This window comes from Streptomyces sp. SD31 (assembly GCF_052068475.1).
In the GTDB taxonomy this organism is placed as follows: domain Bacteria; phylum Actinomycetota; class Actinomycetes; order Streptomycetales; family Streptomycetaceae; genus Streptomyces.
This window is the reverse complement of the sequence record NZ_JBQHCX010000007.1, coordinates 56,889-83,201: the sequence shown is the minus strand read 5'-3', so window position 1 is coordinate 83,201 and position 26,313 is coordinate 56,889. Positions and strand designations below refer to the sequence as shown.

General features: G+C 71.3%; 25 protein-coding genes and 2 pseudogenes. 16 read left to right on the top strand and 11 right to left on the bottom strand.

What is annotated here, in order from left to right; translation table 11 throughout:
• Window positions 1-83: 83 nt before the first annotated feature.
• Complete coding sequence (locus ACTMVF_RS16795; protein ID WP_441271839.1) at window positions 84-683, bottom strand: DUF998 domain-containing protein; 600 nt, start codon at window positions 681-683, stop codon at window positions 84-86.
• 23 nt (window positions 684-706) lie between these two features.
• Complete coding sequence (locus tag ACTMVF_RS16790; RefSeq protein ID WP_441271838.1) at window positions 707-1,348, bottom strand: MFS transporter; 642 nt, start codon at window positions 1,346-1,348, stop codon at window positions 707-709.
• 437 nt (window positions 1,349-1,785) lie between these two features.
• On the opposite strand from ACTMVF_RS16790, the gene ACTMVF_RS16785 reads away from it, so the two are divergent.
• Window positions 1,786-2,244 (top strand): hypothetical protein, encoded by a 459-nt coding sequence (locus tag ACTMVF_RS16785; protein WP_441271837.1) that lies wholly within the window; start codon window positions 1,786-1,788, stop codon window positions 2,242-2,244.
• Here the strand turns inward: ACTMVF_RS16785 and ACTMVF_RS16780 are convergent.
• The gene (locus tag ACTMVF_RS16780; protein WP_441271836.1) at window positions 2,231-2,635 is read right to left on the bottom strand and encodes a hypothetical protein; all 405 of its coding nucleotides are present in this window, start codon (window positions 2,633-2,635) and stop codon (window positions 2,231-2,233) included. The two genes, ACTMVF_RS16785 and ACTMVF_RS16780, sit on opposite strands and share 14 nt — an antisense overlap.
• Before the next feature lie 141 nt (window positions 2,636-2,776).
• Here ACTMVF_RS16780 and ACTMVF_RS16775 point away from each other — a divergent pair, with 141 nt between their 5' ends.
• Together ACTMVF_RS16775 and ACTMVF_RS16770 are read left to right on the top strand one after the other, a co-directional pair.
• Complete coding sequence (locus tag ACTMVF_RS16775; RefSeq protein WP_441272098.1) at window positions 2,777-2,974, top strand: hypothetical protein; 198 nt, start codon at window positions 2,777-2,779, stop codon at window positions 2,972-2,974.
• Window positions 2,971-3,162 carry a hypothetical protein gene (locus ACTMVF_RS16770; protein WP_441272097.1) on the top strand — a complete coding sequence of 64 codons (192 nt, stop codon included), beginning with the start codon at window positions 2,971-2,973 and terminating at the stop codon, window positions 3,160-3,162. Before ACTMVF_RS16775 ends, ACTMVF_RS16770 begins: the two co-directional genes overlap by 4 nt.
• Here the strand turns inward: ACTMVF_RS16770 and ACTMVF_RS16765 are convergent.
• Window positions 3,088-3,374: pseudogene (locus ACTMVF_RS16765) on the bottom strand (SpoIIE family protein phosphatase); the annotation flags it as partial. The gene ACTMVF_RS16770 and the pseudogene ACTMVF_RS16765 overlap by 75 nt on opposite strands.
• A gap of 979 nt (window positions 3,375-4,353) precedes the next feature.
• Here ACTMVF_RS16765 and ACTMVF_RS16760 point away from each other — a divergent pair.
• On the top strand, window positions 4,354-4,881 hold the full coding sequence (locus tag ACTMVF_RS16760) for a hypothetical protein (protein WP_441271835.1): 528 nt from the start codon (window positions 4,354-4,356) through the stop codon (window positions 4,879-4,881).
• A 418-nt stretch (window positions 4,882-5,299) separates the two neighbouring features.
• The gene (locus ACTMVF_RS16755) at window positions 5,300-6,139 is read left to right on the top strand and encodes a S1 family peptidase (protein ID WP_441272086.1); all 840 of its coding nucleotides are present in this window, start codon (window positions 5,300-5,302) and stop codon (window positions 6,137-6,139) included.
• A gap of 103 nt (window positions 6,140-6,242) precedes the next feature.
• Here ACTMVF_RS16755 and ACTMVF_RS16750 read toward each other — a convergent pair whose 3' ends face one another.
• Entirely contained in the window at window positions 6,243-6,665 is a 423-nt protein-coding gene (locus ACTMVF_RS16750; RefSeq protein ID WP_441271834.1) for a secondary thiamine-phosphate synthase enzyme YjbQ, read from the bottom strand.
• Between the two features lie 133 nt (window positions 6,666-6,798).
• Between ACTMVF_RS16750 and ACTMVF_RS16745 the strand changes: the two genes are divergently transcribed.
• The 6 genes and pseudogenes from ACTMVF_RS16745 (at window position 6,799) to ACTMVF_RS16720 (ending at window position 11,785) form a co-directional block, all read left to right on the top strand.
• Entirely contained in the window at window positions 6,799-6,882 is an 84-nt protein-coding gene (locus ACTMVF_RS16745; protein WP_313884353.1) for a putative leader peptide, read from the top strand.
• A gap of 112 nt (window positions 6,883-6,994) precedes the next feature.
• On the top strand, window positions 6,995-7,876 hold the full coding sequence (locus ACTMVF_RS16740; protein ID WP_441271833.1) for an ABC transporter permease: 882 nt from the start codon (window positions 6,995-6,997) through the stop codon (window positions 7,874-7,876).
• Entirely contained in the window at window positions 7,849-8,649 is an 801-nt protein-coding gene (locus tag ACTMVF_RS16735) for an ABC transporter ATP-binding protein (RefSeq protein WP_441271832.1), read from the top strand. The genes ACTMVF_RS16740 and ACTMVF_RS16735 overlap by 28 nt, the downstream gene beginning before the upstream one ends.
• Before the next feature lie 69 nt (window positions 8,650-8,718).
• A complete protein-coding gene (locus tag ACTMVF_RS16730; protein WP_441271831.1) occupies window positions 8,719-9,744 on the top strand; it encodes an ABC transporter substrate-binding protein in 1,026 nt (341 codons plus the stop codon).
• A 1-nt stretch (window position 9,745) separates the two neighbouring features.
• A pseudogene (locus tag ACTMVF_RS16725) lies at window positions 9,746-10,545 on the top strand (LLM class flavin-dependent oxidoreductase); the annotation flags it as partial.
• A gap of 151 nt (window positions 10,546-10,696) precedes the next feature.
• On the top strand, window positions 10,697-11,785 hold the full coding sequence (locus ACTMVF_RS16720) for an NAD(P)-binding domain-containing protein (RefSeq protein WP_441272085.1): 1,089 nt from the start codon (window positions 10,697-10,699) through the stop codon (window positions 11,783-11,785).
• 111 nt (window positions 11,786-11,896) lie between these two features.
• On the opposite strand, the gene mltG is transcribed toward ACTMVF_RS16720, so the two are convergent.
• Entirely contained in the window at window positions 11,897-12,775 is an 879-nt protein-coding gene (mltG, locus tag ACTMVF_RS16715) for an endolytic transglycosylase MltG (protein ID WP_441271830.1), read from the bottom strand.
• Window positions 12,776-12,818: 43 nt separating this feature from the next.
• Window positions 12,819-14,651 (bottom strand): ABC transporter ATP-binding protein, encoded by a 1,833-nt coding sequence (locus ACTMVF_RS16710; protein ID WP_441271829.1) that lies wholly within the window; start codon window positions 14,649-14,651, stop codon window positions 12,819-12,821.
• A 94-nt stretch (window positions 14,652-14,745) separates the two neighbouring features.
• Here ACTMVF_RS16710 and ACTMVF_RS16705 point away from each other — a divergent pair, with 94 nt between their 5' ends.
• Window positions 14,746-15,195, top strand: coding sequence for a MarR family winged helix-turn-helix transcriptional regulator (locus tag ACTMVF_RS16705; protein ID WP_441271828.1), 450 nt, complete (start codon window positions 14,746-14,748; stop codon window positions 15,193-15,195).
• A 146-nt stretch (window positions 15,196-15,341) separates the two neighbouring features.
• Here the strand turns inward: ACTMVF_RS16705 and ACTMVF_RS16700 are convergent, their stop codons facing one another.
• The 3 genes from ACTMVF_RS16700 to ACTMVF_RS16690 form a co-directional block, all read right to left on the bottom strand.
• Window positions 15,342-16,823 (bottom strand): cation:dicarboxylate symporter family transporter, encoded by a 1,482-nt coding sequence (locus ACTMVF_RS16700; RefSeq protein ID WP_441271827.1) that lies wholly within the window; start codon window positions 16,821-16,823, stop codon window positions 15,342-15,344.
• A 169-nt stretch (window positions 16,824-16,992) separates the two neighbouring features.
• Window positions 16,993-18,684 (bottom strand): peptide-N4-asparagine amidase, encoded by a 1,692-nt coding sequence (locus ACTMVF_RS16695; RefSeq protein ID WP_441271826.1) that lies wholly within the window; start codon window positions 18,682-18,684, stop codon window positions 16,993-16,995.
• A 61-nt stretch (window positions 18,685-18,745) separates the two neighbouring features.
• Window positions 18,746-19,477: a L,D-transpeptidase family protein gene (locus tag ACTMVF_RS16690; protein WP_441271825.1), complete on the bottom strand. Its 732-nt coding sequence runs from the start codon at window positions 19,475-19,477 to the stop codon at window positions 18,746-18,748.
• A 308-nt stretch (window positions 19,478-19,785) separates the two neighbouring features.
• On the opposite strand from ACTMVF_RS16690, the gene ACTMVF_RS16685 reads away from it, so the two are divergent.
• The 4 genes from ACTMVF_RS16685 to ACTMVF_RS16670 all read left to right on the top strand — a co-directional run bounded on the left by ACTMVF_RS16685 (window position 19,786) and on the right by ACTMVF_RS16670 (window position 25,343).
• Entirely contained in the window at window positions 19,786-21,639 is a 1,854-nt protein-coding gene (locus ACTMVF_RS16685) for an ABC transporter transmembrane domain-containing protein (protein ID WP_441271824.1), read from the top strand.
• Window positions 21,636-23,423 carry an ABC transporter ATP-binding protein gene (locus ACTMVF_RS16680; protein WP_441271823.1) on the top strand — a complete coding sequence of 596 codons (1,788 nt, stop codon included), beginning with the start codon at window positions 21,636-21,638 and terminating at the stop codon, window positions 23,421-23,423. The genes ACTMVF_RS16685 and ACTMVF_RS16680 overlap by 4 nt, the downstream gene beginning before the upstream one ends.
• Window positions 23,424-24,497: 1,074 nt before the next feature.
• Complete coding sequence (locus tag ACTMVF_RS16675; protein ID WP_441271822.1) at window positions 24,498-24,968, top strand: DUF5709 domain-containing protein; 471 nt, start codon at window positions 24,498-24,500, stop codon at window positions 24,966-24,968.
• Window positions 24,969-25,082: 114 nt separating this feature from the next.
• Window positions 25,083-25,343: a type B 50S ribosomal protein L31 gene (locus tag ACTMVF_RS16670; protein WP_441271821.1), complete on the top strand. Its 261-nt coding sequence runs from the start codon at window positions 25,083-25,085 to the stop codon at window positions 25,341-25,343.
• A gap of 161 nt (window positions 25,344-25,504) precedes the next feature.
• Here the strand turns inward: ACTMVF_RS16670 and ACTMVF_RS16665 are convergent, their stop codons facing one another.
• Window positions 25,505-26,299, bottom strand: coding sequence for a metal-dependent hydrolase (locus ACTMVF_RS16665; protein ID WP_441271820.1), 795 nt, complete (start codon window positions 26,297-26,299; stop codon window positions 25,505-25,507).
• Window positions 26,300-26,313: the final 14 nt, after the last annotated feature.

The window sequence follows — 26,313 nt, the reverse complement described above, 5'->3', positions numbered from 1 at the left end:
TACAGGAGTCGGGCACGGTGGGCGGGGAGTTCCCGGACCCCGGTCTCAGGAAGCCCGACGCGGCACCTCCGTCTCGACCTTGCTCAGCGCGAGGGCCCCTCGGACCGAGGGTGGCGGAGGCAGGAGGCTACGACGATGAAGGGCCACAAGGACTGAAGGGCTGTCACAAGGCGTTCGGCGACACCATCGGCACCGCCCTGATGTATCTCGATCATGAACCAGGCCGCGCTGACGAGCATCACCGTGGTCGCCGTGAGGGAGGGCCCGGGCCTGAGTCCCCACGGTGCGACGCCACGGCGATCGGCGGCCAGCACCGGCCACACCGCCAGCAGGGTGAAGCCGACCGCGGCGACGGAGCCGTGGCGCAGGGAGCCGCCGCTGCTCGGCGGTGGGATCAGAGCCACCACGCACGCCGCCACTCCTCCGGCGCCGAGCGCCACCCGCCCGGGGAACGCGGCCGGGCGCAGCCCCCAGGCGGTGAGCAGGTGGCAGACGCCCAGGGCGGCCAGCGCCGCGGTCATCACCCAGAATCCCGCGGCGCCGTAGGCCGCGAGGACGCTGATCGTCTGCGTGGCGGGGTCGTAGGTGGGCCCTTCCAGCAGCGCCGCGATCATCCATCCGGCGATCAGCACGACCGGCGCACAGCCCGATGTCAGCAGGGCCCATCTTGGGACAGGTTGCATCAAGCCACCGTAAGACGCCCCCTTCAGTCACCCGTCGCGCACACGCCGCACCGTCCGCGCCGTGGTGGACCCGAGCGGCAGCGGTCTGTGCCTCGGCCGGTGCCGATGAGGCCGAACATGCCGACCAGCGCGACCACGGCGGCCGCCGCGAACGACGGGATCCTCAGTAGCTCCAGGTTGAACATCGGCGACTCGGCGCGCAGTTCGGCGACGACAAACCCGATGAGCGCCACCGCCGCCAGCACCAGCGAACCGACGATCGCCGGGCTGCCCCAGCCGCGCTCGCCGCCCTCGGTGACGCCCCACAGCAGCGCGGTGAGTCCGACGGCGATGGTGATCCGGCCGAGCGCGGCGGCACCGACGCCCGCGAGGGCCTGGCCGATCCAGAGCATGGTGATGTTCTGGGCGGTGGCGTTCAGGAGTTCGCCGAGGGCGAGGACCAATCCGCCGAGGACCAGGAGCCGTTTACGTCCGAAGAGATCACCGAGCGCACCGGAATTGAGCTCGAGAATGGCCGTGAGGAGGATGAAGCCGGAGGTGACCCAGGCGACCTGCGAACCGGAAGCAACGAAAGCGGCCTGCATTTCCCCGTTGATGGGCGAGGGAACGGTATTACACAGCTGCGCGGCGGCGACAGCCACACGCACGGGTGCGACGGAGCGCATGACGCCGCCTGTTTTCTCGACGAGTTCGACGGTTTCGGCCGCCCTGTCCTCGTCGATTTCTCAACCGAATACGAGGGCGCCCTCGGCTGCGAATATCCGTGCCGCCGCCCGGCCGATTCCGGCTCCCGTGCCGCTGATGAAGGCGATTTCCCGTCCAGCCGACCCATGATTGCCCAAGTCCCTTGTCCCGTTCCGCCGAAGTGCGGTGGCGGCAGCGCAGGTAGGGCCTTTGACCGGAACAAGAAATGCGCCGGAGAAGGGGCATCGGGGGTTCGCATGGCTGGCATGCGGCGAACAGTCGGGCGACTGTCGAACGGATCGACCGCAAACGCCAGGCCGCGCCACCCCTTCCGGCCCGTAGAAATATCCACCAGCATGAAGGGCCCTGAACGGGCGGTCAGGGCAGAGAGTGCTGGGGGTAGGACATGCAGCGCACCATGGGGAAGCATGCCGTCGAGTGGCTGGCCGCGGCTGCCACGGATCCTCGGGCGTGCAAACAGCAGTGGGACGACGGCGCGGATGCGGTGCTGCTGGAGGCCGGACGGCTCTGGGACGTGCTCACCGTCCCCGAACACCTCGGCCTGAGCGCCCTGGATCTCCTGAGACGCGCGCGGTTGCGGGCGTCCGGCCCCGTCCTCGTGAACTGCGGGGCGCGCAGGGTCGGTTTCTTCCTCCCGCCCGATCCGGCCACCGAGTGGGTCGGGCCCGGCGTACGGAATGTCGGCAGGGGATCATGGGTCGCCGTCCCGCCGCCCTATCGGTCCTCCGGTTGGCGCCTGGAGTGGCTGCTGCCACCCGACGGCAGCGGCGCCCTGTACGACCCGGCCGTCGTCGAGCTGGCGCTGCGCGAGGCCGGCGGCACGCTGGCCGTACTGGCCCGCGTCAGTCGGCCGTGAGCGGGGCGGTGACACTGACGCGTCCGCTGCTCCCGTCCCACTCCCACACGGCTGCCGGTCCGGGAAGACCCCGGGGGACGACGACGGCCGGTACGCGCTCGGTCGTCTCGACGCCCGGCTCACCCGCGGGTTCGGCGTCGACGGCCCGGGCCGGGCCTGTCCACCGGCCGACCGCCCAGGAGGTGACGGCCTGCCCTTGACCATCGGCGGCGGCAACGGAATTCCACCAGGTGTCGCGGCGGCCCGGAACCGCGCGGCCGTTGGCGCGCCACTCCGCGACCAGCGCCGCGTAGATCGATGACCGGCCCGGAACACCGGTGGCCGGTACGACGTACGACTTGGGTGCGTCATCGCTTCCGAGGACACGCCGTGCCGTCTCAGTGCTGTCCATGCCGTTCAAACGCCAAGGCGTGCGCCGGTGGTACGCCTGCCGCCCTTGCTGCCACCCAGTCGAGTGAGACCATCCCACGGATGGAGTCATGGTGCGCTCGACACACACGGTCCGCCCCCGTTCGAGACAGGAGCCGGTTCCTTGGACCTGCGACACCACGTTCCCTCCCTCTTCGGCATCCCCCTCTTCGGCAGCCGCGACGACGCCGACGACACCCCCGACTGCCCGTGGTGCGCCGCGTTGCGTGAGGCGAGCCTGCCGCCGACGGCACGGCCGTCCGAGTCACCGGGCCGACGGCATGACCCGTATGTCTCGGGAGCCCAGTACGACGACTGGTGAGGCAGTGGCGGCTGGACCGGCTGGCCGGCGTCGGCTTCGCGTCCGCCGCAGGCGTCGACGCCGCGGTGTTCCACGAGCCCGTCGGTGAACAGCAGCAGCGTCTGGGTGGGGTCCAGCCGGTAGGTGGCCGCCTCGTAGCCGCCGAGGCCGGTACCCAGGGGCGGGCCGACCGGCACCGGCAGCAGTGAGGTGCGCCCTTGCGCGTCGATCACGGCCGGGGGCAGATGGCCGGCGTCGGCCAGGTCACCTGGCACCGGTCGGGGTCGACGCGCGCGATCAGGCAGGTGGCCGGGCGGCGCTCCGGCTCCGCGCCGGCGATGTCGTCGAGCCGGCGCAGCACGCGGTGCGGCGGCAGGTCGGCGGAGGCGATGTAGCGCGGGGCGGAGCGGTAGGCGGTCATGTCCACAGCGGCCTCCAGGCCGTGCCCCATGACGTCGCCGACGACGAGCAGCGTCCGGCCGAAGTGCAGGCGGACGGTCTCGCACCAGTCGCCGCCGACCAGGGCGCTCTGCCCGACGGGCAGATAGCGGATGGCGACGTCGATGCTCGGGTGCGGGCGGCCGGGTTCGGCGAGCAGGGCCCGCTGGAGCTTGCCGACGATGCCCCTGACCTGGTCGTGCTCCCGGGCGTGCCGGATGTGGGAGGCGGCGCGGTCGGCAAGGAGGGCGAGTACGGCTCCCTGTCCTCCCCGGGCCCGCCGATTCCCATACGGCGTCCAGGGCCCACCGGACGTCGGGCAGCACCGCGGGATCGCCGCGGACGGCCTCGTACGCCGCTCCGCCTTCGCCGCCACCTCGGAGCACCGCCGCCGTACCGCCCACCTGCCCGGCGGCCTCCGGGGTCAGCTCGGCGCAGGTGTGCCCTCGTCCAGCGTGGTGCCGATCCGGGCCGCGGCCTCGCGCAGCGCGGTCAGCCGGGACGGGACGCCGAGGCCCTCCTCGGGTACGCCGCCGGCGCGACGGACGCCACCGTCGCCGCCCTATGGAATGACCGCAACCGACGCACCACACCAAACACCCTAGAACGGTGACAAAGCCTCACAATCAACGCACGCCGTACCCAGCCACTGACGCGCACCCGACAGGTCCCCGTCCCTGGCGAACGCGAGCACAAACAGCGTGCGGGTGGTCACACGGTGGGGTCGGACAGGCCTGGCGCCCCGGTCAGCTCCGGCGTACACGGCTGCGGTGGGGGCGCGCGCCCTGCCATCTGCCTGTTTGGCGCGCGGGCGCTCGCCCCATACGGGGAATTGAACACCGGGCGTATGGCCGCGACACCTGGCACCCGGTGCACTGGGGCATCGCCCGGTCACGGCCGTCCCGGGCGTCGGCGCACCACTGAGGAGGCTTTTGTTGGCGCTCACGGAGTGGACGAAGTCAATGGAATGGCTGGCAGCGGCGTCGGAGGACCCCGGCGCCTGCAAGCAGGAGTGGCAGAACGGCAGTACCGGAGTAACGCTCCTGGCGGCCGGACGCTTCTGGGACGTGCTGATCGTCCCGGAGGAACTCGGGCTGCGCGTCGCCGACCTCCTGGAGGAGCTGCCGCTGCTCGACTCGGGCCCGTGTCTGCTGGACACCCGGCGCCGTCACGTCGGCTTCCTGCTGCCGCCGGAACCGCAGACCCTGTGGATCGGCACCGGGGTGCGCCTCCTCGGCGCGGGTACGTGGATCGCCGCCCCCGCCCCGCACTGCCGCTGGGGCGCGCTGCGCTGGCTCGTCCCGCCGGACGGCACCGGCAGGCTGACCATGCCCGAGGTCCTGGAGGTGGCCCTGCAGCGCTGCGCGAGCGAGTTGTCCCGCCTCCAGGGGCACCCCGGCCGGGCCGCTTCCGCCCAGCTCGCCCGGACGGTACCGGACGAGGTGCAGGACTACGGCCCGCAGCTGGTCCGCCAGTGCGCGTCAGGGTGATGCGCCCGACCGCGACCGGCCGGCCCTGATCCGGATCCGGACCGCCGTGGTTCGGCTACCGCCGCAGGACTCCCGCCGGCCGGCGGCGCCTCGAACCGCAGCATCACGAACACTTCCGCACGCCGTCCTCGATGAGCGCCCCCGTGTGCCGACGCGCTGAAGTGGCTCCGTCTCCGGGGTGCCCGCCGGGACATGGGCCTCCACGGCCACTCTCTCTACGGAGGTTCGGCCGAAGGCCGCCTACCCCCACCGGGCGCGGCCGGGCACACTGAGGCGTTGGCCGGCCTCGACCAGGCGTCGCCGGGCACACCGTGGCCGCACTGCTCCGAACCTGACCTACCGTCCTCGGGAGACTTCAGTGATCCGAGCACGCCGTAACGACGTCAGACGTCCACGGCTGATTGCCGCGGTGTTGAGCCTGCTTGTGGTGACCGCCCTCGCGGTCTCGGACACCGGCGCGGCCGCCGCGCCCACGGCCGACGCCGCGCCCGCCAACGGCTCGGTGTCCGGCGTGGCCTCGGCCGTAGAGGCCCTGGGCATCGCCGGGACGACCTGGGCCGTCGACGACCGCACCGGGAAGCTGCGGGTTCTCGCCGACTCCACGGTCGCCGACGCGGACCTGGCCAGAATCCGGCAGCTCACCGGGCGTTTCGCGGGTGCCGCGACCCTCGAACGGCTCGACGGCCGGCTGCGCACCCTCCTGTCGGGCGGCGACGGCATCTACGCAGCCGGCTGGCGCTGCTCGGCAGGGGTCAATGTGCGAAGCGGCTCCACGTACTACTTCGTCACCGCCGGCCACTGCACCGACACCATGCCCACCTGGTACACCAGCTCCGCCATGAGCACGCCGATCGGCCCCACCACCGGCACCAGCTTTCCCGGTGACGACTTCGGTGTCGTGCAGTACTCCAATCCGGCCGTACCACGCCCCGGCACCATCGGAACCGTCGACGTCACCGGGACCGCGACCGCCTACGTCGGCCAGAGCGTCTGCCGTCGGGGAGCGACCACCGGTGTCCGATGCGGCGTGGTCACCGCGCTGAACGTGACCGTCAACTATGCGAGCGGAACAACCGTCTACGGGTTGATCCAGACCAACATCTGCGCCGAGCCGGGCGACAGCGGCGGCCCTCTTTACGCCGGCGACAAGGTCATCGGAATCCTCTCCGGCGGCTCCGGGAACTGCGCCACGGGAGGGACCACCTACTACCAGCCGATTCAAGAAGTACTGAACGCCTACGGGTTGTCCGTCTACTGACACGGCGTGACGACTCGGCGCCGGCGTCACATGTGGTCTTCCACTTCCACGAGACGGGGGCACACATGCGACCGGACTCCGCCTCCGCGGTCTCGCCAGGCAGCTAGCCGAGGAAGCTCAGCCGCACCTTCCGCTCCGGGTTGTCCTTGTTCGTATCCACGAGGCATACCGACTGCCACGTCCCGAGCTCCAGCCGCCCGCCCAGGACCGGCAGCGTCGCATGGGGCGGGACGATCGCCGGGAGGACGTGGTCGCGGCCGTGGCCGGGGCTGCCGTGGCGGTGTTGCCAGCGGTCGTCGGCGGGGAGGAGGGTGTGCAGGGCGGCCAGGAGGTCGTCGTCGCTGCCGGCGCCCGTCTCGATGATGGCGATGCCGGCCGTCGCGTGCGGCACGAAGACGTTCAGGAGGCCGTCGCGGCCCGCCGCCGCGTCCTGCAGGAAGGCCTCGCAGTCGCGGGTGATGTCCACGACCCGCTCCGAGGAGCCGGAGGCGACGTTCAGAACTCGGGTGGTGAAGGCGTCTGACATGTCGTCCATCCTCTCCGATGCGCCGGGGTTCGCACGCCAGGGGATGGCCCGAGACGGCCGAGCCGTGATACACGAGGTCCACTTGGCGAGACACCGTTGACCGTCGCCGCGCCATCTGGCTACTTTCATCGGCATGTTGCGTTCAGCCCTGCTCACCACGCGCGGTCACATCGACCTGCTGCGGGTGGCCTCCGCCGCGTGTCGTCGCGGCCGCTGACGCCCCTCTTCTCTCTTCACCCACGCTTCCTGCGCGTACCCGCCCGGTCCTGATCCGATCCGGCGGCGCCGAAGCGCGTCCTTTCAACGCTCATCGCCCCCCTGGAGCACTCATGAGCATCAGCCATGCCCCACCCAGCTCTGCCGAGACGGATATTCCCCTGAAATCCGGTCTTGAGAACCCGACCGCCGTCGAGGTCGTCCCCCTCCTCCCCACCTCCTCCCGCCGCACCCACGTCCCCCGCTGGCTGCGCCGCACCACCGGCCCTGTCCTCCTCCTCGCCCTGTGGCAACTGCTCAGCAGCACAGGCCTGTTGACTCCCGACGTCCTCGCCTCTCCCGGCCGCATCGCCCAGGTCGCGGGTGATCTGATCGGCGACGGCTCACTGCCCTCGGCCATGGGCACCTCCCTCCAGCGCGTCGCCGCCGGGCTGGCGCTGGGCACCGTCGTCGGGACCGGACTCGCCCTTGTGTCGGGCCTGTTCCGGATCGGTGAGGACCTCGTGGACGCGCCCGTGCAGATGCTGCGGACGGTGCCTTTCGTCGGGCTCATCCCGCTGTTCATCATCTGGTTCGGGATCGGTGAGGCGCCCAAGGTCGCCATCATCACCCTCGGGGTGACCTTCCCGCTCTACCTCAACGTCTACGCCGGTATCCGCGGTGTGGATTCGCAGTTGATCGAGGCCGGGGAGTCCCTGGGGCTGTCCAGGTGGGGGCTTGTGCGGCACGTCGTACTGCCCGGCGCGCTCCCGGGTGCCCTGACCGGCCTGCGCTACTCGCTCGGCATCGCCTGGCTCGCCCTCGTCTTCGCCGAGCAGGTCAACGCCGACTCCGGCATCGGCTTCCTCATGGTGCAGGCGCGGGACTTCCTGCGGACCGACGTGATCGTGGTCTGCCTGATCGTCTACGCGTTCCTCGGCCTGCTCGCCGACTTCATCGTCCGCTCCCTCGAAAGGCTGCTGCTGCAATGGCGACCGACGTTCACCGGCCGGTGAGTCCCAAGGCCGCGCAGGCCGTGCAGGACACCCCGGCCATGCCGACCTCACGGACCGTGCAGACCCCGCAGGCCGTGCACGTCGAGGGGCTGACCCGCTCCTTCGACGGGCGCGCTGTCATCGACCGGCTCCAACTCGACGTCCGTCCCGGCGAGTTCGTCGCGCTCCTCGGCCGCAGCGGCTGCGGCAAGTCCACCCTGCTGCGCATCCTCGCCGGCCTCGACCGCGACATCGAGGGCACCGTCCTGGTGCCGCGCCGCAAGGCTGTCGCCTTCCAGGCACCGCGACTGATGCCGTGGAAGAGAGTGTGGCGCAACGTGCTGCTGGGCCTGCCGGGCAAGCCCGGCCGCACTGTCGCCGAGCAGGCCCTCAAGGAGGTCGGCCTGGACCACCGTACGGACGCCTGGCCCAAGACGCTTTCCGGCGGCGAGGCCCAACGCGCCTCACTGGCAAGGGCGTTGGTGCGTGAGCCCGATCTGCTGCTGCTCGACGAGCCGTTCGGTGCACTCGACGCGCTCACCCGTATCAAGGCCCAGCGCCTGGTCGGCGAGTTGTGGCAGCGGCGCGGCTGCGCGGTCCTGCTCGTCACGCACGACGTCGAGGAGGCCGTACTCCTCGCTGACCGCGTCCTCGTGATGGACGACGGGATCATCGCGCACGAGCAGCGCATCGACCTCGAGCGTCCCCGCGACATCACCGACCCCCGGTTCGCGGAACTGCGCGCCGGCCTCCTGGAGCGCCTCGGCGTCGACACCGCCGCCGAAGCGGCCTGAGCCCCCCAGTCCGCTTCCTCCCCTCCACCTCTCCTCCTCCACCCCTCAGTTCCACAGAACGGATCCGTCATGCGACGTCGCCTCGTCCCCGCCGCACTGCTCCTCCCCCTGGCCCTGCTCCTGTCCGCCTGCGGAGGCAGCTCGTCGGCCTCGACCGGCGGCGACACCGACGGCTCGGGCTCCCTCACCATCAACGTCGGTGACCAGAAGGGCGGTTCGGAGGCGATCCTGCGCGCCGCCGGAGAGCTGAAGAACCTCGACTACAAGATCAAGTGGTCCACCTTCACCTCCGGCCCGCCCCTGCTGGAGGCGGTCAACGCCAAGGCCGTCGACATCGGCGGCGTCGGCAACACCCCGCCGGTCTTCGCGGCGGGCGCGGGCTCGAAGATCACGGTGGTGGCCGCGTTCCACGGCGCCTCCAAGGGCGACGCGATCCTCGTTCCGAACGGTTCGAAGCTGACGAAGCCCCAGCAGCTCAGGGGCAAGTCGATCGCCGTGGCGCAGGGCTCCTCGGCCAACTACCAGCTCGTCGCGTCCCTCAAGGCGGCCGGGCTGAGCCTGAGCGACGTCGACGTGAAGTACCTGCAACCGGCCGATGCCCTGGCCGCGTTCACCGCCGGCGAGGTCGACGCGTGGGCCGTATGGGATCCGTACACTTCGCAGGTGCTCGTGGCCAAGCAGGGCAGGATCCTGACGACCGGCGACGGGATCACCAACGGCCTCACCTTCCAGGTGGCGGCGCCCTCCGCACTGCGGGACAAGAAGAAGGCCGCCGCCATCAAGGACTACCTGGAGCGGCTGCGGCGCGCCACGGCGTGGGTCAACGGCCATCAGGAGGAGTGGGCCAAGGTCTGGGCGAAGGACACCGGGCTGCCCTACGACGTCGCGCTGGCCTCGGTGAAGCGCACCAACGCCACCCGGATCTCGGTAGCGGTCGACAAGCCCCTCATCGCCTCCGAGCAGAAGATCGCCGACACGTTCACCGAGCTGAAGCTCATTCCGAAGAAGGTGGACTTCGCGGACTTCGTGGACCCGCGGTACAACGGCGACCTGCCGCCGTCCACCACCGAGGCCCGCGCCACGGAAGGTTCGTGACATGACCGTCCATCTCCACTGGTTCCTGCCGACCGGCGGCGACGGCCGCACCCTGGTGGACCGGCACGCCTATGGGCCCAACCAGTCCGGAAAGCCGAGCGGCGTAACGCGCCCCCGACATCGACTCTGATCCAAATCGCCACAGCCGCCGAGCGGTTGGGCTTCGAGGCGGTCCTCACCCCGACCGGCACCTGGTGCCTACCAGCGCGTCACGCGGGGGCGGCTCCTGCTGAACTTCGTGACCGGCGGCGACTCGGCCGAGCAGCGCCGCTTCGGCGACCGCCTCGACCACGATCAGCGGTATGCCCGTACCGACGAGTTCCTGTCCGTCGTCCGCGGGGTCTGGCGCGGTGGGCCGTACGACTTCCACGGTGACCACCACCAGGTCGGCGGCGGGCCGACCGCACTGCCGCCGACCCGCCGCCGCAGCTCTTCTTCGGCGGCTCCTCGCCGGCGGCCGGGCCGGTCGCGGCTCGGCACGCGGACGTCTATCTGACCTGGGGCGAACCGCCCACGAAGGTCAAGGAGAAGATCGACTGGATCCGGTCGCTCGCCGAGCGGGAGGGCCGTACGGTCCGGTTCGGGATCCGGCTGCACACCATCTCCCGCGACTCGTCCGCCGACGCCTGGTCGACCGCCCACCGGCTGCTCGACGACCTCGACGCGGACACGGTCGCGGCGGCGCAGGCGGCGCTCGGGCGCAGCGAGTCCGTGGGGCAGCGGCGCATGCTCGCCCTGCAAGGCGGCTCCCGACTGGTTCGGGGAGGGGTGATGCCGGAACTTGGCGGCGCGCGGCTTGATCGGCGGTACGGCGGCGGAGGCCGAGGCCGGGGCCGGTGTTCCGCTGCTTGTCGCGGGCGGGCGCTGAGCTCGGGTGCCGTCGGGGAAGATCCTCACCCCCGAGGTGGTTAGTAGAACCGTGAACAATACGGAGGCGCGCGAGGCGGGCAACGTGGTCGGGACACTCGAAGTTGTCGAGGCTGTCGACGTCGTCGTGGTAGGCGCTGGTCAGGCAGGCCTGTCCAGCGCCTACCACCTGCGGCGCGCCGGTTTCGAGCCGGACCGCGACTTCGCGGTGCTCGACCACTCCCCCGGCCCGGGCGGCGCCTGGCAGTTCCGGTGGCCCTCGCTGACGTACGGCAAGGTGCACGGGATGCACGCGCTGCCCGGCATGGAGCTGACCGGCGCGGATCCCGAGCGGGCGTCGGCCGAGGTCATCGCCGAGTACTTCGACCGCTACGAGCGGACCTTCGACCTGCGTGTGCGGCGACCCGTCGACGTGAGTGCCGTGCGCGAGGGCCCGGACGGGCGGCTGCTGGTGGAGAGCTCGGCCGGTACCTGGTCGACGCGGGCGCTGATCAACGCGACCGGCACCTGGGACCGGCCGTTCTGGCCGCGCTACCCCGGGCAGGAGACGTTCCGGGGACGGCAGTTGCACACCGCGCAGTACCCCGGGCCGGAGGAGTTCGCCGGACAGCGGGTCGTCGTGGTGGGCGGGGGCGCCTCCGGCACCCAGCATCTGCTGGAGATCGCCCGGTACGCCGCCGCCACGACATGGGTCACGCGGCGCCCGCCCGTGTTCCGCGAGGGCCCCTTCACCGAGGAGGTGGGCCGGGCGGCCGTCGCGCTCGTCGAGGAGCGGGTCCGGCAGGGGCTGCCGCCGAAGAGCGTCGTCTCCGTCACGGGGCTGCCCCTCAACGACGCTGTGCGGCAGGGGCTCGCGGACGGGGTCCTGGACCGGCAGCCCATGTTCGACCGGATCACACCGGACGGGGTGGAGTGGCAGGACGGGCGGCGCGTCGACGCCGACGTCATCCTGTGGGCGACCGGCTTCCGGGCCGCCATCGACCATCTGGCCCCACTGCGGCTGCGCGAGCCGGGCGGCGGGATCCGGGCGGAGGGGACCCGCGCGGTCGCCGACCCCCGCATCCACCTGGTCGGCTACGGGCCCTCCGCCAGCACGATCGGCGCCAACCGGGCCGGCCGCGCGGCCGTACGGGACATCAGGCGGTTGCTGACCGAGGAGCGGGTGGCGGCGTGACGTTCCGCGCTGCAGAAGGGCGGGCCGGGCGCCCGATGCGGCACCGGTCGTCGCCACACGTATGGCTCCGGCGTCGGACGGTGCCCCGGTCGCCGTCCGACGCCCCGGCGTTCACTTCGTCGGCCGCGGGCTCGCCGGACTCGCCGGGCTCGCCGGGCTCGCCTTCTGCTGGGCGTTGAACTCGGCGACATTGCGCTGGTGTTCGGCGTAGTCAGCCGTGAAGCGGGTGTCGCCCGGCTTGACCGTGACGAAGTACAGCCAGTCGCCCGGGGCCGGACTGATCGCGGCGCGCATCGCGTCCTCGCCGGGGTTGTCGATCGGCGTGGGCGGCAGGCCCATGCGCTGGTACGAGTTGTAGGGGCTTTCGATCCGGGTGTCCGCGTCGGTGGTTCTGATCGTGGAGCGGTTGAGCGCGTAGTTGATGGTGGAGTCCATCTGCAACGGCATCCCGCGTTCGAGCCGGTTGAAGATGACGCGGGCCACCTTGCCCATGTCGGCCTTGCTGCCCGCCTCGGCCTGGACGATGCTCGCGATGGTGACCGCCTGGTAGACGTTCATGGAGTTGCGCTGGGCGCCGGCGGCGATCGGGGCGCCGGCGAACTTCTTGTTGGCGGTGTCGACCATGGCCGACAGCAGGGAGTCCGGCGTCGCCTTCTTACCGTTCTGTTCGAGTGGGTATGTCGCCGGGAAGAGGTAGCCCTCGGGGTTGCCGTCGGCGTCGTTCGGGAGTTTGAGGTCGAGCTTGCCGAGGGACTTCCTGGTGGACCCGGGCGGCAGGGCGAGGGCCTTGTCGACGGCGGCGTACACCTGGCTCGCGCGCCAGCCCTCAGGGATCACCAGCGAGGTGGGCCGTGCCGGCTCCTCCTCGCCCAGGGTCAGCAGCGGCACCGCCACGGCGGCGCCGGCCACGACGGCGCCGGCGGCGATGAGAGCGATACGGCCCCGCTGCGTCAGTCGAATCGTGTTCCGTGGCGGAGTGTTCAAGTGCATGCGGGCACGGTATCCCGCAAACACTTACAAACCCGACATAACGTCACCTCGTCGGCTCCAGTTGGGCGTCCCGGCGGACCAGTCCCGCATACCGTCCGTCCCGTTCCAACAGCTCCTCGTGCCTGCCCCGTTCGACCACGCGCCCCGCGTCGAGGACCACGATCTGATCGGCGCCCCGAATGGTGGACAGCCGGTGCGCGATGGTGAGGGTGGTGCGGTTGGCGGACAGGGCGTCGATGGCGTCCTGGACGGCGTGTTCGGTGTGGGTGTCCAGGGCGCTGGTCGCCTCGTCGAGGATGAGGACCGGCGGGTCGCGCAGGATCGTACGGGCGATGGCCAAGCGCTGTTTCTCACCGCCGGAGAAGCGGTGGCCGCGCTCGCCGACGATCGTGTCGTAGCCGTCGGGCAGGGCGGCGATGTGGTCGTGGATCTGGGCCGCCTCGGCCGCCGCGTGCAGTTCCTCGTCGGTGGCGTCGGGCTTGGCGAAGCGCAGGTTGTCGGCGACGGAGGCGTGGAAGAGGTACGTCTCCTGCGAGACGACGCCGACCGCGCGGGCGAGGGTGTCGAAGTCGAGGTCGCGGACGTCGACGCCGTCGAGGGTGACCCGGCCGCCGGTCACGTCGTAGAGCCGCGGCACGAGGTGGCCGAGCGTGGATTTTCCGGCGCCGGTCGGGCCGACGACCGCGAGGCTGCCGCCCGCCGGGACGGTGAGGTCGATGCCGTCGAGGATCGGGCCGCTCTTGCCGTCGTATCGGAACTCGACGTTCTCGAAGCGGACCTCGCCCTTGATGCGGTCGAGGTGGACGGGGTCCTCCCGCTCGGTGATGTCGATGGGCAGGTCGAGGTACTCGAAGATGCGCTGGAAGAGCGCGAGCGAGGTCTGGATCTGCACGCCGGTGGACAGCAGGCTGACGGCCGGGCGGAACAGGCCCTGCTGGAGCGAGACGAAGGCGACGATCGTGCCGATCGAGACCTGGGGGCCGCCGAGTTGGAGCGCCGTTCCCGCGGCCCAGTAGATGACGGCGGGCATGGCGGCCATGACGATGCCGATCACGGCCATGCGCCAGCGGCCGGCCATGTTGGACCGCACTTCGAGGTCGACCAGCCGCTCGGACTCGTCGGCGAAGGCCGCGGTGAGCGAGTCGGAGCGGCCCATCGTGCGGCCGAGCAGGATGCCGCTGACCGAGAGCGACTCGGTGACCGTGGCGGCCATCGCGGCCATCTGCTTCTGGCGCTCGGTGGTGATCTTCTTGCGTTCCCTGCCGACGCGGCGGCTGATCCAGACGAAGACCGGCAGGAGGAGCAGGGAGACGACCGTCAGGCGCCAGTCCAGGGCGATCATCGCGACGATGGTGGCGACGACGCTGGTCAGGTTGGAGACCAGGGAGGTCGCCGTGGAGGTGACGGTGGCCTGCATGCCGCCGATGTCGTTGGCGATGCGGGACTGGACCTCGCCGGTCCGGGTGCGGGTGAAGAAGGCGAGCGACATGCGCTGGAGGCGGCCGTAGACGGCGGTGCGCAGGTCGTGCATGACGCGCTGGCCGACGGTGGTGGAGATCAGGGTCTGCAGCACGCCGAAGATGCCGGTGAGGACGGCACTGAGGATCATGCCGAGCGCGAGCAGGGCGAGCAGGCCGGTGCGGCCCTCGGGGATCGCTACGTCGAGGATCGCCTTCAGCAGGAAGGGCGTCGCGACGCCGACCAGCGACGAGGCGCCGACGAGCAGGCCGACGACGGCGAGGCGTCCGCGGTACGGACGGAAGAGTCGCAGGATGCGGCGCACCTGCCGGGGTTGTTCCTGCCGAGGTTGTTCCTGCCGGGATTGTTCCTGCTCCGCGGCGGGTGGGGTCCAGGTGGGTTCCTTGTCGGGGTGCATGGGCTCCTACGGGAGGTGTGGTGACGAGGACTGACGGAGCTTAGCTCATTGTTACCTATGCTCACAATGAACGTCCTCCTGATATTGTTCCCGCATGACCACGCCCGATCCCGACGGCCCGCTCGCCGAGCAGTTGCTGCGCTTCACCCGCCGGGTGCACCGGATCCAGAAACGGCACCTCCAGGAGTGCGGTCTGGGCGTCACGCCGGCCCAGTACCGTCTCCTGCGCACGCTCGCGCACTACGACTCGCCGCCTCGCATGGCCGACCTCGCCGAGCGCCTGGAGGTGGTCCCGCGGGCCGTGACGACGCTGGTCGACGGGCTGGAGACGAGCGGGAAGGTACGGCGGGTGCCGGATCCGACGAACCGGCGGGTGATCCGCATCGAGCTCACCGACGACGGACGCGAGGCCCTGCGGGAACTGCACGGTGCGCGACGGTCGGCGGCTCAGGAGATCCTGGCGCCGTTGACGGGCGAACAGCGGTCGGTCCTGGGCGAGTTGCTGGACTCGCTGATCGACGGGGCGGCCGAGCGGCGCTGCTGAGGCGTGCCACTGAGCGGCGCTGCTGGGCGGCGCCATGGAGCAGCGCCGCTGACCGGCGCTGCTGACTTGCGGTCAACCTGGCGAAACGCGCCGCGGCCACCGCTCCGTACTGCTGGAGCGGTGGCCGCGGGCCGTGCTGCCGAATGTCAACCGGCCTCGGAGGCCGTCTCCTTGCCCGGGGGGACCGGCACGACGACAGGGTCCTCGGACGCCGCCGTCTCAGGGTTCCTGGACTCCGGCGTCTTGGGCTTCCCGGACTCCACCTCCCCGGACTTCTCGAGCTCCGCCTTCTCCCTCTTGACCTCCGCCTCCGGCTCGTCGTCCTCCAGTTGGACCACGATCTCGCCGTCCAGGACCTTCTTCGCCCGCTCCTTGTCCAGGGCGCCCTCCCAGCGGGAGACCGCGAAGACGGCGACGCAGTTGCCGAGCAGGTTGGTGACGACGCGCATCGAGTCCATGATGCGGTCCACGCCGAGCAGCAGGGCGACGGCTCCGGCCGGGATGGCGCCCAGCGAGGAGGCGGTCGCGGACAGGGCGAGGAACGCCGAGCCGGGGATGCCCGCCATACCCTTGCTAGTCAGCATCAGCACCAGGATCACGGTGATCTGCTGGCTGAAGCTGAGGTCGACGCCCACGGCCTGGGCGATGAACAGCGTGCCGATGGACAGGTAGAGCGAGGCGCCGTCGAGGTTGAAGGAGTAGCCCGTCGGCAGCACCAGACCCACGGCGTCGTCGCGGGCGCCGGCCTTGCGCAGCTTCTGCATCACGCGCGGCAGGACCGACTCGGTGGACGCGGTGCCGAGCGCGAGCAGCATCTCCTCACGGATGTAGCGCAGGAACTTCCAGAGGCTGAGCCCGGTGACCACCTTCAGGGCGACGGCGAGGAGCGCGATGAAGAGCGCCGCGGCCGCGTAGCACAGGATGATCAGCTTGCCGTAGGTCTCGATCACGCCGAGGCCGTAGTTGCCGATCAGGACGGCCATCGCACCGAACACCGCGATCGGGGCCAGCCGCATCACGAAGCCGACGATCGCGAAGATGACCTCCTGGGCCTGCTCGATCGCGGGCAGCACCTTCGGCACCTTGGTGTGGCCGAGGTGCAGCAGGGCGGCACCCACCAGACAGGCCAGGATGAGCACCTGGAGCAGGGAGTTCTCGGCGAAGGCGCCGATGAAAGAGGTGGGAATCGCGTTGAGGACGAACTCGGTCGTCGAGGGCAGGTGTCCGCCACCCGTCTTCGCGTCGACCGCCGAGGTGTCGAGCGTGGACGGGTCGACGTTCATCCCGGACCCGGGCTGGACCAGGTTGGCGGCCAGGAGCCCGATGAGCAGCGCGAGCGTGCTCGCGACCTCGAACCAGATCAGGGCCTTGAGCCCGATCCGGCCGAACGCCTTCAGGTCACCGGCCTTGGCGATGCCGACGACGACCACGCAGAACACCAGCGGCGAGATGATCGTCTTGATGAGCCGGATGAAACCGTCGCCTAGCGGCTGCAGATCCGCGGCGAAGCCGGGCCACAGCTTCCCGACGACGATTCCGAGCACCAGCGCGCAGGCGACCTGCGCGAAGAGGGAGGTACGCAGTGTGCGTGCGACGCGTCGCGGCAGGGGCGATTCGGACGGCGGCACGGGAACTCCTTGGGGACGGCGGCACACAGAAGCCGGGGACGGGGACTTCTGTCATACGGAAAGCGGATTCCGTGGCGATCACTTTGAGGGTGATGTTGGTCCCGCACAAGACCCCTGTGTTGCATCCGTGTAAATCGCGCCCCGAGTGACACATCACACACAATCTGCCTCAGCAGCCCCTGCGATCCTCGGTGAGCACTCCCTGCACGCTGGTGAGCAGGCGGTCGTAGCAGCCGTCCGAGCCGTACAGCCGGTAGCGCTCGCTCGTCGTACCGACCGCGTGCCGCTGGTCGCGCGGCACGTTCAACGTCCAGGAGGCGTCGCCCTCGACGGTGTCGTCGAGCCAGGACCACGCCACCCGTCGACCGGCCTGGGTCGTTGCGACCGCGGCACGGTCACCGAGGGTCAGCACGGTGCGCAGCCGGTCGCCCGTGCCGATCGTGATCGAGCCGTCCATCGTGTACGTCCGCTGGGTACGGGTCGTGCGGGCCGGTCCGCGTCCGTCGACGGTGACCGACTGGTCGTCCGCCCAGGTGGCATCGAGGGCGTCCAGGTTCTCTCCGTCGGTCCAGCGGTGCGCGGAGGTGTGGGTGAGCGACCGGCGCACGGTGGTCGTCACCCGGCCGTGCGAGGTGTCGACGTATCCGGCGACGGCCAGCCGGTGACCACCGTCCGTGTCCACCCGGTGCTCCGAACCGGGCGTGTACGTCGAGGAGTTGGCGAGGTCGCCGACCTGGTGCGTGGTGAGCTTGCCGGTGACGTGGGCGCTCTTGGCGTCCTGCCACACGAGGACGTTCACGGGCGCGCTCCAGCCGCTCTGCCCCTCCGGGACGCCGACGACGGAGACCTCGACACGGTGCGGGCGGCCGTCGTTGAGGACACCGGCGAACGGCGTCAGGTCGTATTCGATCGGCTTGACGTCGAAGGCGCGCGGCCCCGGGGTGACGTACCAGAGGAAGGGGTTGGACCAGCCGCCGGTCCACACATGCGGGAACGGCGCGGCGATTCCGGCGAGTTGGCCGTCGACCTTGATCTGCACCTCACGGTAGGGGCCGCCGGCGGCCTTGCAGGAGTAGGGCGCCGGGTCGGGCGCGGCCAGATACCAGAACTCCTCGCAGCCCCCGCCGGAGCCGGTGGCGTAGACCTCGGCGACGATGCGCTCGCTGTTGCGCGGGGTGGCGAGGGTGCCGTCCTGGAGGGTGAGGACGCGGTCGGGGGGCGTGGCGGGGAGGCCGGACGTCGAGGCGGGGCGGCCGGGAGTCGAGGCCGGATGGCCAGGAGTCGAGGACGGGCGGCCCGTGTAGAACGTCAGCGTGACCTTGACGTCGATGATGCCGGTGTACGTGTCGTCGACGACGTTCCCGATGAGCATCTCGACGTCCTGGCCGCTTCGGAAGGTGTCGCTGTAGCGGGTGACGTCCTTCTCGACGGACCACTCGATGCCGTCCGGCGACGGCTCGGGGGTCGACGTACGGAAGACCTCGACCCCGCCGACATGCAGATAGCCGAGCCGGTCGAACTGGCGTCCCTTGATCTTGCCGTCCATCCGCAGCACTACCTTGCTCCAGCGGTCGCCGCAGCCTCGGGGCGGGGTGTACCTGCCCTGGTACGGGGTGAAGTCGCGGAACTGCGCCTCGGCGAGGGTGACTTGGCAGGACTTGCCGGAGGGCCTGGTGACAGGCGGGGCAGCGGTGATGGGGTCGTGCCAGTCGGTACCGAACTCGGCGGGGACGTCGGCGGGTTGGGCCACGGCCGCGGGTTCCGCCGCGGCTTCCGCCGCCGGGGCGGGGCTCGTTCCGAGGAGGGTGCTCGCCAGGAGGGTCGCTCCCGCAAGCATGGACATGACGATCCGTCTCTTCATGGCCGGTGTTCTACGGGGAGTTGGGCGCTCCTCGCAATGACGCCTCTTCAGGCCTCCTCCATCAGTGCGAGCTCTTCAGGTCCGCCCTGTCCCCCATCACCACGACAGGATGCCGGTCCGGATCGAGCGTGCGCAGCAGGTACTCCATCGCCGATTCGGACAGACTGACGCAGGCCGACGTACCGCTCCCGTGGTCCATGTGCAACCAGATGCCGCCGCCCTTGGAGGCCCCCTCGGGACGGGTCGGGTCGTTGGGCGGGACGCCCTTGACGCGGTTGTAGTCGATGGCGATGACGTAGTCGAAGTCGTGCCAGTACGACTTCTTCCACCAGCGAGGCGCCGCGAAGGCCGCGGACCGCGTGTACGGCAGCTTGGCCCCGGGGTTCTTCCGTACGCCACCCGCGTCGCTGAGCGTGAACACACCCACGGGGCTGCGGTTGTCGCCCTCGTGGTGGTCGGTGGTCCAGCCCTTCTTGCCGTTGTGTGCGGGCCAGCTCCGCGTACGGTCCCAGGTCGAGCCGTGCTTCGTGAAGAGCGCGACCGTGGAGTCCGGGGAGTCCTTGCCGTCGCCGTAGACCGCCACGACCTGGCGGGAGTTGGCCGGGATGCGTCGCTGCCACCGGTCGGCGAGGTCCGGGATGCGCGTCGGATCCGAGGTCGCGGCCGGTCGGGTGGGTGGTCGGGTGGGTGCGGCCCTGCCGACGTCCTCACCTCCGCCGTGCTGCGCGCGACCGCACGCGGTCAGGGTCGTCAAGGTCGCCAGAAGCGATCCCAGAGCAGCTGTCGCGACCATGGCACGCCATGCTCCGCCGTTCCGCACTCCGCCGTTCCGTACTCCGCCGTTCCGCATCACTCCATGGTCGCACCGCGTTCGGGGACGTGGCCGAAGCGACGACCGGGCGGCCGGTCGTACGGGTTGCCGAATGGGCAGCCGGATCTGTGCGGTGGCGCGAAAAACCGTTTGCGTCCGGCCACGCTGCGACGCGAACCTGTCACGGTTTGCTGCCGCCGTGCGCGATCCGTTCCGCTCGTCGGCATCCGCTCGACTCTCCATCCCCATCCCTATCCCCTCCCCCCACTGACACGAGCCACTGGGACGTCATGCAGATTCAAGACCTTCCGTATCCCGACCCAGGTGTGCCGGACGCGCGCTCGGGTCCCCGATTTCTGTGGTGGCTCTTCAGGAACCAGATGGGCGGCCAGCTCAAGTCCCTGGCCTGGGGGCTGCTGCACTTCCTGTCCGTCTCCGCGCTGCCGTTCTGCGTCGGCGTCGCCATCCAGGCAGTCATCGACCGCTCGGGGGCGCAACTGGCCCTCGCGGGCGGGCTCCTGGCACTGTGCAGCGCCGGAAACGCCCTCGGCGACACCTTCCTGCACCGCACCGCCATCACCAACTGGATCACCGCGGCCGCCCGCGTCCAGCAGGTACTGGCCCGCAAGACCGCGCAGCTGGGCTCGGCGCTGACCCGGCGCGTCGCGGCCGGTGAGGTTGTGGCCGTCTCCACGGGTGACGTCGAGAAGATCGGCTGGTTCGTCGAGGCCTGGTCACGGTTCACGGCGGCGGCGCTCACCATCGTGGTGGTCTGCGTCGGCCTGGTCGTCTACCAGCCGGCGCTCGGTGTGATCGTCGCCGTCGGTCTGCCCGTACTGGCGGTCGCCGTGCTGCCGCTGCTGCCCCGGGCGACCCGGCGGGCCGACGCCCAACGCGAGAAGGCCGGGCGGGCCACCGAGTTGGCCTCCGACACCGTCGCCGGCCTGCGCGTCCTGCGGGGCATCGGCGGCGAGGAACTCTTCCTCGACCGCTACCGCCGCGCGTCGCAGGACGTGCGCCACGCCGCCGTGCGCAGCGCCCGGATGTGGTCCCTGATCTCCGCGATCCAGGTGCTGCTGCCGGGACTGCTGCTGATCGTGGTCGTCTGGTACGGCGTCCACCTGGCCCGCGAAGGCCGGGTCACCGTCGGCGAACTGGTCGCCGTCTACAGCTCGGTCATGATCCTCACCTATCCGCTGCGGCACTTCGAAGAGATCGCGATGGCGTACTCCTTCTCACGCCCCTCGGCCCGGCGGGCCGCGCGCGTGCTGTCGCTGGAGCGGGTCACCGATACCGAAGGTTCGCGCGACGGGTCCGAGTTGCCCTCCGGGGATCTGTACGACCCGGCCACCGGGCTGCTCGCCCCCACCGGCCGGCTCACCGCCGTGGTGTGCGGCGACCCGGACGCGGCCGGGCGGCTGGCCGAACGGCTGGGCGGACACGGCTCCGAGGAGGGCACGCCGGTGCTGCTGGGCGGCGTCCCGCTCGACGAGTTGCCCCTCGACTGCGCGCGTACGGCCGTCCTCGTCCAGGACAAGGACCCGGTACTGCTCTCCGGCACGCTGCGTGAACTGCTGGACGTGCCGCGGTCGGGCGCCGTCGGCCCCGAGGAGGCGCTGGCCGCAGCGCAGTGCGAGGACGTCCTGGCCGCGCTGGTCCAGGGGTCGCTCGGCGTCGAGGACCCGATGGACGCCCGCATCACCGAACGCGGCCGGTCCCTGTCCGGCGGCCAGCGCCAGCGCCTCGCGCTCGCCCGGTCGCTGATCACGGATCCCGAGGTGCTCGTCCTGGACGAGCCGACCTCTGCCGTCGACTCGCACACCGAGGCGCGGATCGCGGAGGGCGTGCGCAGCCTGCGGACGGGGCGCACGACGGTGGTGTTCACCTCGTCGCCGCTGCTCCTGGACCGGGCCGACCGGGTCGTGCTCGTCCACGAGGGCGAGGTCGCGGCGGTCGGCGTGCACCGCGAACTGGTGCACGGCGAACCGCGGTACCGGGCCGTGGTGACCCGGGAGACCGACGAAGAGGCCGCCGTGAACACCGCGTTGAACGAAAACGACACGGTGGGCGAAGGCCCCCGGTCGAGGGCGGCCGCCCTCGACCACGTACTGAAGGAACTGGAAGAGATCGAGGAGTCGGCATGATCGGCGTGGCGCCACCGGCGTACGACCCGGCGGCCCCGACGACGGCGAACACCCTGCCGGTCGGCGCCCCCGCGACCGTACGCGCCTATGTGGTCGAGTTGTTCCGTCGGCACCGCCGTGCCTTCCTGCTGCTCATCACCGTCAACACGGTCGCCGTGGTGGCCTCGATGGCGGGGCCCTGGCTGCTGGGCGGACTGGTGGAGCGGGTGTCGGACGGCGTCGCCGCGCGGGAGCTCCATCTGGAGCTCACCGTCGGGCTGTTCGCGACCGCACTCGTCGTCCAGGCCGTGTTCGTCCGGCAGGTACGGCTGCGCGGCGCGATGCTCGGCGAGCGAATGCTGGCCGATCTGCGCGAGGACTTCCTCGTCCGGTCGGTCGGACTGCCGCCCGGCGTCCTGGAGCGGGCCGGGACGGGCGATCTGCTGTCCCGGATCACGACGGACATCGACCGGCTGGCCAACGCGATGCGCGAGGCGGTGCCCCAGCTGGCGATCGGCGTGGTGTGGGTGGTCCTGCTGCTCGGCGGGCTCGTCGTCACCGCGCCGCCGCTGGCCGGCGCCGTCCTGCTCACCCTGCCGCTGCTGGTGATCGGCTGCCGCTGGTACTTCAAGCGAGCGCCGTCCGCCTACCGCTCGGAGGCCGCCGGGTACGCCGCCGTGGCCGCCGCGCTCGCCGAAACCGTGGACGCCGGGCGCACCGTCGAGGCCCACCGCCTCGGCGAGCGGCGCGTGGAGCTGTCGGAGCGACGGATCAAGGAGTGGACGGCGTGGGAGCGCTACACGCTCTGGCTGCGGTCGGTGCTCTTCCCGTTCATCAACGTCACCCATGTGATGCTCCTCGGCTCGGTGCTGATGGTCGGCGGCGTGTTCGTCCTCCAGGGCTGGCTCGGGGTCGGTCAGCTGACCACGGGTGCCCTGATCGCGCAGATGCTGGTGGATCCGGTCGGGCTCATCCTGCGCTGGTACGACGAGCTGCAGGTGGCCCAGGTGTCGCTGGCCCGGCTCGTCGGGGTCCGGGACATCGAGCCGGAGGCCGGGGACGCCCAGCTGGCGCCCGACGGCCGCGACGTGCACGCCGACCGGGTGCACTTCGGCTACCTGGAGGGCGTGGACGTACTCCGCAAGGTCTCGCTCGAGGTCCCGCCCGGTACCAGGCTTGCGCTCGTCGGGCCCTCCGGGGCGGGCAAGTCCACGCTGGGCCGGCTGCTCGCGGGTATCTACGCCCCCCGTGACGGCCGGATCACCCTCGGCGGTGCGGAACTGTCCCGGATGACCGCCGAGCGGGTCCGCTCCCATGTGGCCCTCGTCAACCAGGAGCACCACGTCTTCGTGGGCGCCCTGCGCGACAACCTGCTGCTGGCCCGCACCGACGCGACCGACGCCGAGCTGTGGGCGGCGCTGGGCGCGGTCGACGCGGACGCGTGGGCCCGTGCGCTCGACGACGGCCTGGACACCGAGGTCGGCTCGGGCGGGTTCGTGCTCACCCCGGCCCAGGCCCAGCAGATCGCGCTGGCCCGCCTGGTGCTGGCCGACCCGCACACGCTGGTCCTGGACGAGGCGACCTCGCTCCTCGACCCACGCGCGGCCCGCCACCTGGAACGATCCCTGGCCCGCGTCCTCGACGGCCGCACGGTCGTCGCCATCGCCCACCGCCTCCACACCGCCCACGACGCCGACGTCATCGCGGTCGTGGAGAACGGCCGCATCAGCGAGCTGGGCAGTCATGACGAGCTGGTGAACGCCGACGGGGCGTATGCGGCGCTTTGGCGGTCCTGGCATGGGTGATCGGGGGCGGGGGCGATGGACCGGGACTGGGCTGAAGCGGGAGCCTTGGCCACGGGAGGCGGGAGGGCTGTGGGCCGGGGCCGGGAGCTCTGGTCGAGCGGACCTGGCCGCACGGTGGTCGTGGACGGGAGCCATGGCCGACTGAACGCCGGACGCCCGGTCGGCTGACGCCGGGAACCACCCTGGCCGACCGGACCCGCAAGCGCAGGAAGGCGCGGACCATAGCCATGGCCGACTGAACGCCGGACACGCGATCGGCTGACGCCGGCAACCACCCTGGCCGACCGGACCCGCAAGCGCAGGAAGGCGCGGACCACAGCCATGCCCGACTGAACGCCGGACACGCGATCGGCTGACGCCGGGAACCACCCTGGCCGACCGGACCCGCAAGCGCAGGAAGGCGCGGACCACAGCCATGGCCGACTGAACGCCGGACACGACCGGACGGCCCCGGAACCCCGTCCGGTCGGGGCTGGAAGCGTGGTGGGCCGAGGCCGGGTGCCTCGGCCAACCGAAGCCCCGGCGCGGTCGGTGGGGCTGCCGGGAGTCGTGGCCGGCCGGAGTCGGCAGGATGTCTCGGGTGGGAACCGTGGCTGACCAGGGCGGAAGCACGTCGGCCCAGGCCCTACGCCCTGGCAGAGCGGAGCCGGAAGGGATGATCGGTGAGGGCCGGCGCCCTGACCGACCGGGCCGGAGACACGGTCGGCTCATGCCGGTAATGCCGGCACACCATGGCCCGGAGTGGGGGTTGCCGTGGCTGAGGAGCGCGGCTCGCGGTGACCGGGAGGCGCGGGCGCGGCTGTCCTCGGTCGGCGGGCGGAGGTGGGACCGGCCGGGGCGAGGTGGCCCGGCGCAACGGCGCGGTTCCGGGGCCCGGCTGGTCCGGAGGCCCCGCCCTTGCCCCCGTGCCGTTGCGCAGGGACGAAAAGGGGTGGAAGGCTGGATAGCGGCACCGGTTCGGGGAGCACCCGGGAACCACGCGGTTCGCGCCGGGTGCGGCCTGTGCCCCGCACCGTGGCGGCCCGCCGCCGACCGCGGTGAGTTCGGGCCCGTCCCCACCACCTGGAGGTACCCGTGAACAGCGCCGACGGATGGGGGGACGACGTCTACCAGCCCGACGCATCCGATCAACGTGAGGACACGGGGCTGCTCGACGTGGAGGACACCCTGGAGAACGACGGCGTCGACGACCCTCTGGACCGCGGCTGGTCCCCTCCGGAGCGGCCGTGGGCGGTGGAGCGCGCCGATGTGACGGCCGCCGAGCGCCGACAGGGCGAGACCCTCGACCAGCGGCTCGCCGAGGAGCTGCCCGATGTCGTCGCCCCCGACGGCGACGGACTCGGCGACGCCGAGGGCACCGACGGGGAACTCCTCGACAACGAGGTGGGCGCCATGCGCTCCGGCCGCCTCGTGGCCCCCGACGAGGGCGCCCACGAGGACGAGGAGAGCGCGCTCGTCGCGACGGACGTCGGCATCGACGGTGCGGCTGCGTCCGCCGAGGAGGCCGCCGTGCACATCGTCGACGAGGACTCCCTGTACGGCTGACCCGCAGCGCCTGTCCGGCAGCCCCAGCAGTCCCCGCGCCGCAGCCCTCGCACCTCCAACCCCGCTCCGCCGGCTCTTGCCGATGCCACGAATGCCGCCACCCGAGGAGTTCGTATGCAGCAGGACAAGCATCCCGACTACCACCCGGTCGTCTTCCGCGACCGCGCCGCCGGCTACGCCTTCCTGACCCGGTCCACCGCGACCAGCGAGCAGACCATCGACTGGGACGACGGCCAGACCTACCCCGTCGTCGACGTGGAGATCTCCTCGGAGAGCCACCCCTTCCACACGGGCAAGGCCCGAACCCTGGACTCCGAGGGCCGCGTCGCCGCCTTCGAACGGCGCTACGGCGGCGGAACGGCACAGGGTGGCTGATCCAGGAGGCAGAGCGCCTGATCCGCAGGACAGGCGGAAGGTCCACGCTGCCAGGCGGCTCGGTCCCGCAGACGGATCACCGGGGCGGCCAGGCGGATCACCGGGGCGGCGGCGTGCCGGCCCCCTCCCGCTCAGCTGTTGACGTGCCCGCCCCCTGCCGCTCAGATGACGTTGAGCGCCGCCGCACAGCCCACCCCGCCGAGCACCATGAACGCCGGCATCAGCACCTTGAGCTCGACCCAACTGCCCGCCCGGAACCGCATCGCCTTGGGCGGGCCCACCGGGTACCAGCGCTTGCGTCCGACCGGGATCGGCCACAGGATCGGGCAGCCGGAGACCGTCAGCGCGTCCCCGATGTCGTGCACCAGCGCGCCCAGCACGATCGGCAGCCCCAGCCACAGGTACTCCTGGCCCGGCGCCGTGAACAGCCAGTCCGAGCCGTTGCCCGGTTTGTCCAGGACCCCGGCGATGATCCATGCGCTGGTCGCGGCCAGCAGCCACACCAGGACATCGGCGCTGGAGCCACGGGTCGCGCGCCACAGCAGGCCCTCGATGGCCAGCACCATGTGCGCGAACAGGATCGCCAGCACCGCCCAGCGGCCACCGGTGATCGCCAGGACCGAGGCACCCCCGCCGATCAGCACCGCCCACAGCCAGGTGTGTGTGAGTGTGCGATGTCCACCGGAGCGACGCGGGTCGCCCTGCTTCTTCGTCCCCTTGTAGACGGCGTACGACAACTTGTCGACGATCTCGCACAGCCAGCGCGACAGCGGCCCGAACGCCCGCGAGATGGTGGCCGCCTTGTGATCGAGGTCCGGGGCGAGGGCCGCACCGGCGCAGATCAGCGCGCCGGACAGGAGGACGGGCCAGGGCATCCCGTGGCCCGCAGCGGCCGCGGCCGCTCCGACGCCGAGCCAGGCCGCGGCTCCCGACAGTGAGTGTGCTGGTCCCATCATCGCCGTTGCCTGCC

Bases quoted from the DNA above. Each gene is read 5' to 3' on its own strand.
- ACTMVF_RS16670 (WP_441271821.1), top strand. From the start codon at position 25,083: ATGCAGCAGGACAAGCATCCCGACTACCACCCGGTCGTCTTCCGCGAC.
- ACTMVF_RS16750 (WP_441271834.1), bottom strand. From the start codon at position 6,665: ATGTCAGACGCCTTCACCACCCGAGTTCTGAACGTCGCCTCCGGCTCC.
- ACTMVF_RS16690 (WP_441271825.1), bottom strand. From the start codon at position 19,477: ATGGTCGCGACAGCTGCTCTGGGATCGCTTCTGGCGACCTTGACGACC.
- ACTMVF_RS16685 (WP_441271824.1), top strand. From the start codon at position 19,786: ATGCAGATTCAAGACCTTCCGTATCCCGACCCAGGTGTGCCGGACGCG.
- mltG (WP_441271830.1), bottom strand. From the start codon at position 12,775: ATGCACTTGAACACTCCGCCACGGAACACGATTCGACTGACGCAGCGG.
- ACTMVF_RS16665 (WP_441271820.1), bottom strand. From the start codon at position 26,299: ATGATGGGACCAGCACACTCACTGTCGGGAGCCGCGGCCTGGCTCGGC.
- ACTMVF_RS16785 (WP_441271837.1), top strand. From the start codon at position 1,786: ATGGGGAAGCATGCCGTCGAGTGGCTGGCCGCGGCTGCCACGGATCCT.
- ACTMVF_RS16790 (WP_441271838.1), bottom strand. From the start codon at position 1,348: ATGCGCTCCGTCGCACCCGTGCGTGTGGCTGTCGCCGCCGCGCAGCTG.
- ACTMVF_RS16740 (WP_441271833.1), top strand. From the start codon at position 6,995: ATGAGCATCAGCCATGCCCCACCCAGCTCTGCCGAGACGGATATTCCC.
- ACTMVF_RS16730 (WP_441271831.1), top strand. From the start codon at position 8,719: ATGCGACGTCGCCTCGTCCCCGCCGCACTGCTCCTCCCCCTGGCCCTG.
- ACTMVF_RS16735 (WP_441271832.1), top strand. From the start codon at position 7,849: ATGGCGACCGACGTTCACCGGCCGGTGAGTCCCAAGGCCGCGCAGGCC.
- ACTMVF_RS16705 (WP_441271828.1), top strand. From the start codon at position 14,746: ATGACCACGCCCGATCCCGACGGCCCGCTCGCCGAGCAGTTGCTGCGC.
- ACTMVF_RS16745 (WP_313884353.1), top strand. From the start codon at position 6,799: ATGTTGCGTTCAGCCCTGCTCACCACGCGCGGTCACATCGACCTGCTG.
- ACTMVF_RS16710 (WP_441271829.1), bottom strand. From the start codon at position 14,651: ATGCACCCCGACAAGGAACCCACCTGGACCCCACCCGCCGCGGAGCAG.
- ACTMVF_RS16680 (WP_441271823.1), top strand. From the start codon at position 21,636: ATGATCGGCGTGGCGCCACCGGCGTACGACCCGGCGGCCCCGACGACG.
- ACTMVF_RS16795 (WP_441271839.1), bottom strand. From the start codon at position 683: ATGCAACCTGTCCCAAGATGGGCCCTGCTGACATCGGGCTGTGCGCCG.
- ACTMVF_RS16760 (WP_441271835.1), top strand. From the start codon at position 4,354: ATGGAATGGCTGGCAGCGGCGTCGGAGGACCCCGGCGCCTGCAAGCAG.
- ACTMVF_RS16780 (WP_441271836.1), bottom strand. From the start codon at position 2,635: ATGGACAGCACTGAGACGGCACGGCGTGTCCTCGGAAGCGATGACGCA.
- ACTMVF_RS16695 (WP_441271826.1), bottom strand. From the start codon at position 18,684: ATGAAGAGACGGATCGTCATGTCCATGCTTGCGGGAGCGACCCTCCTG.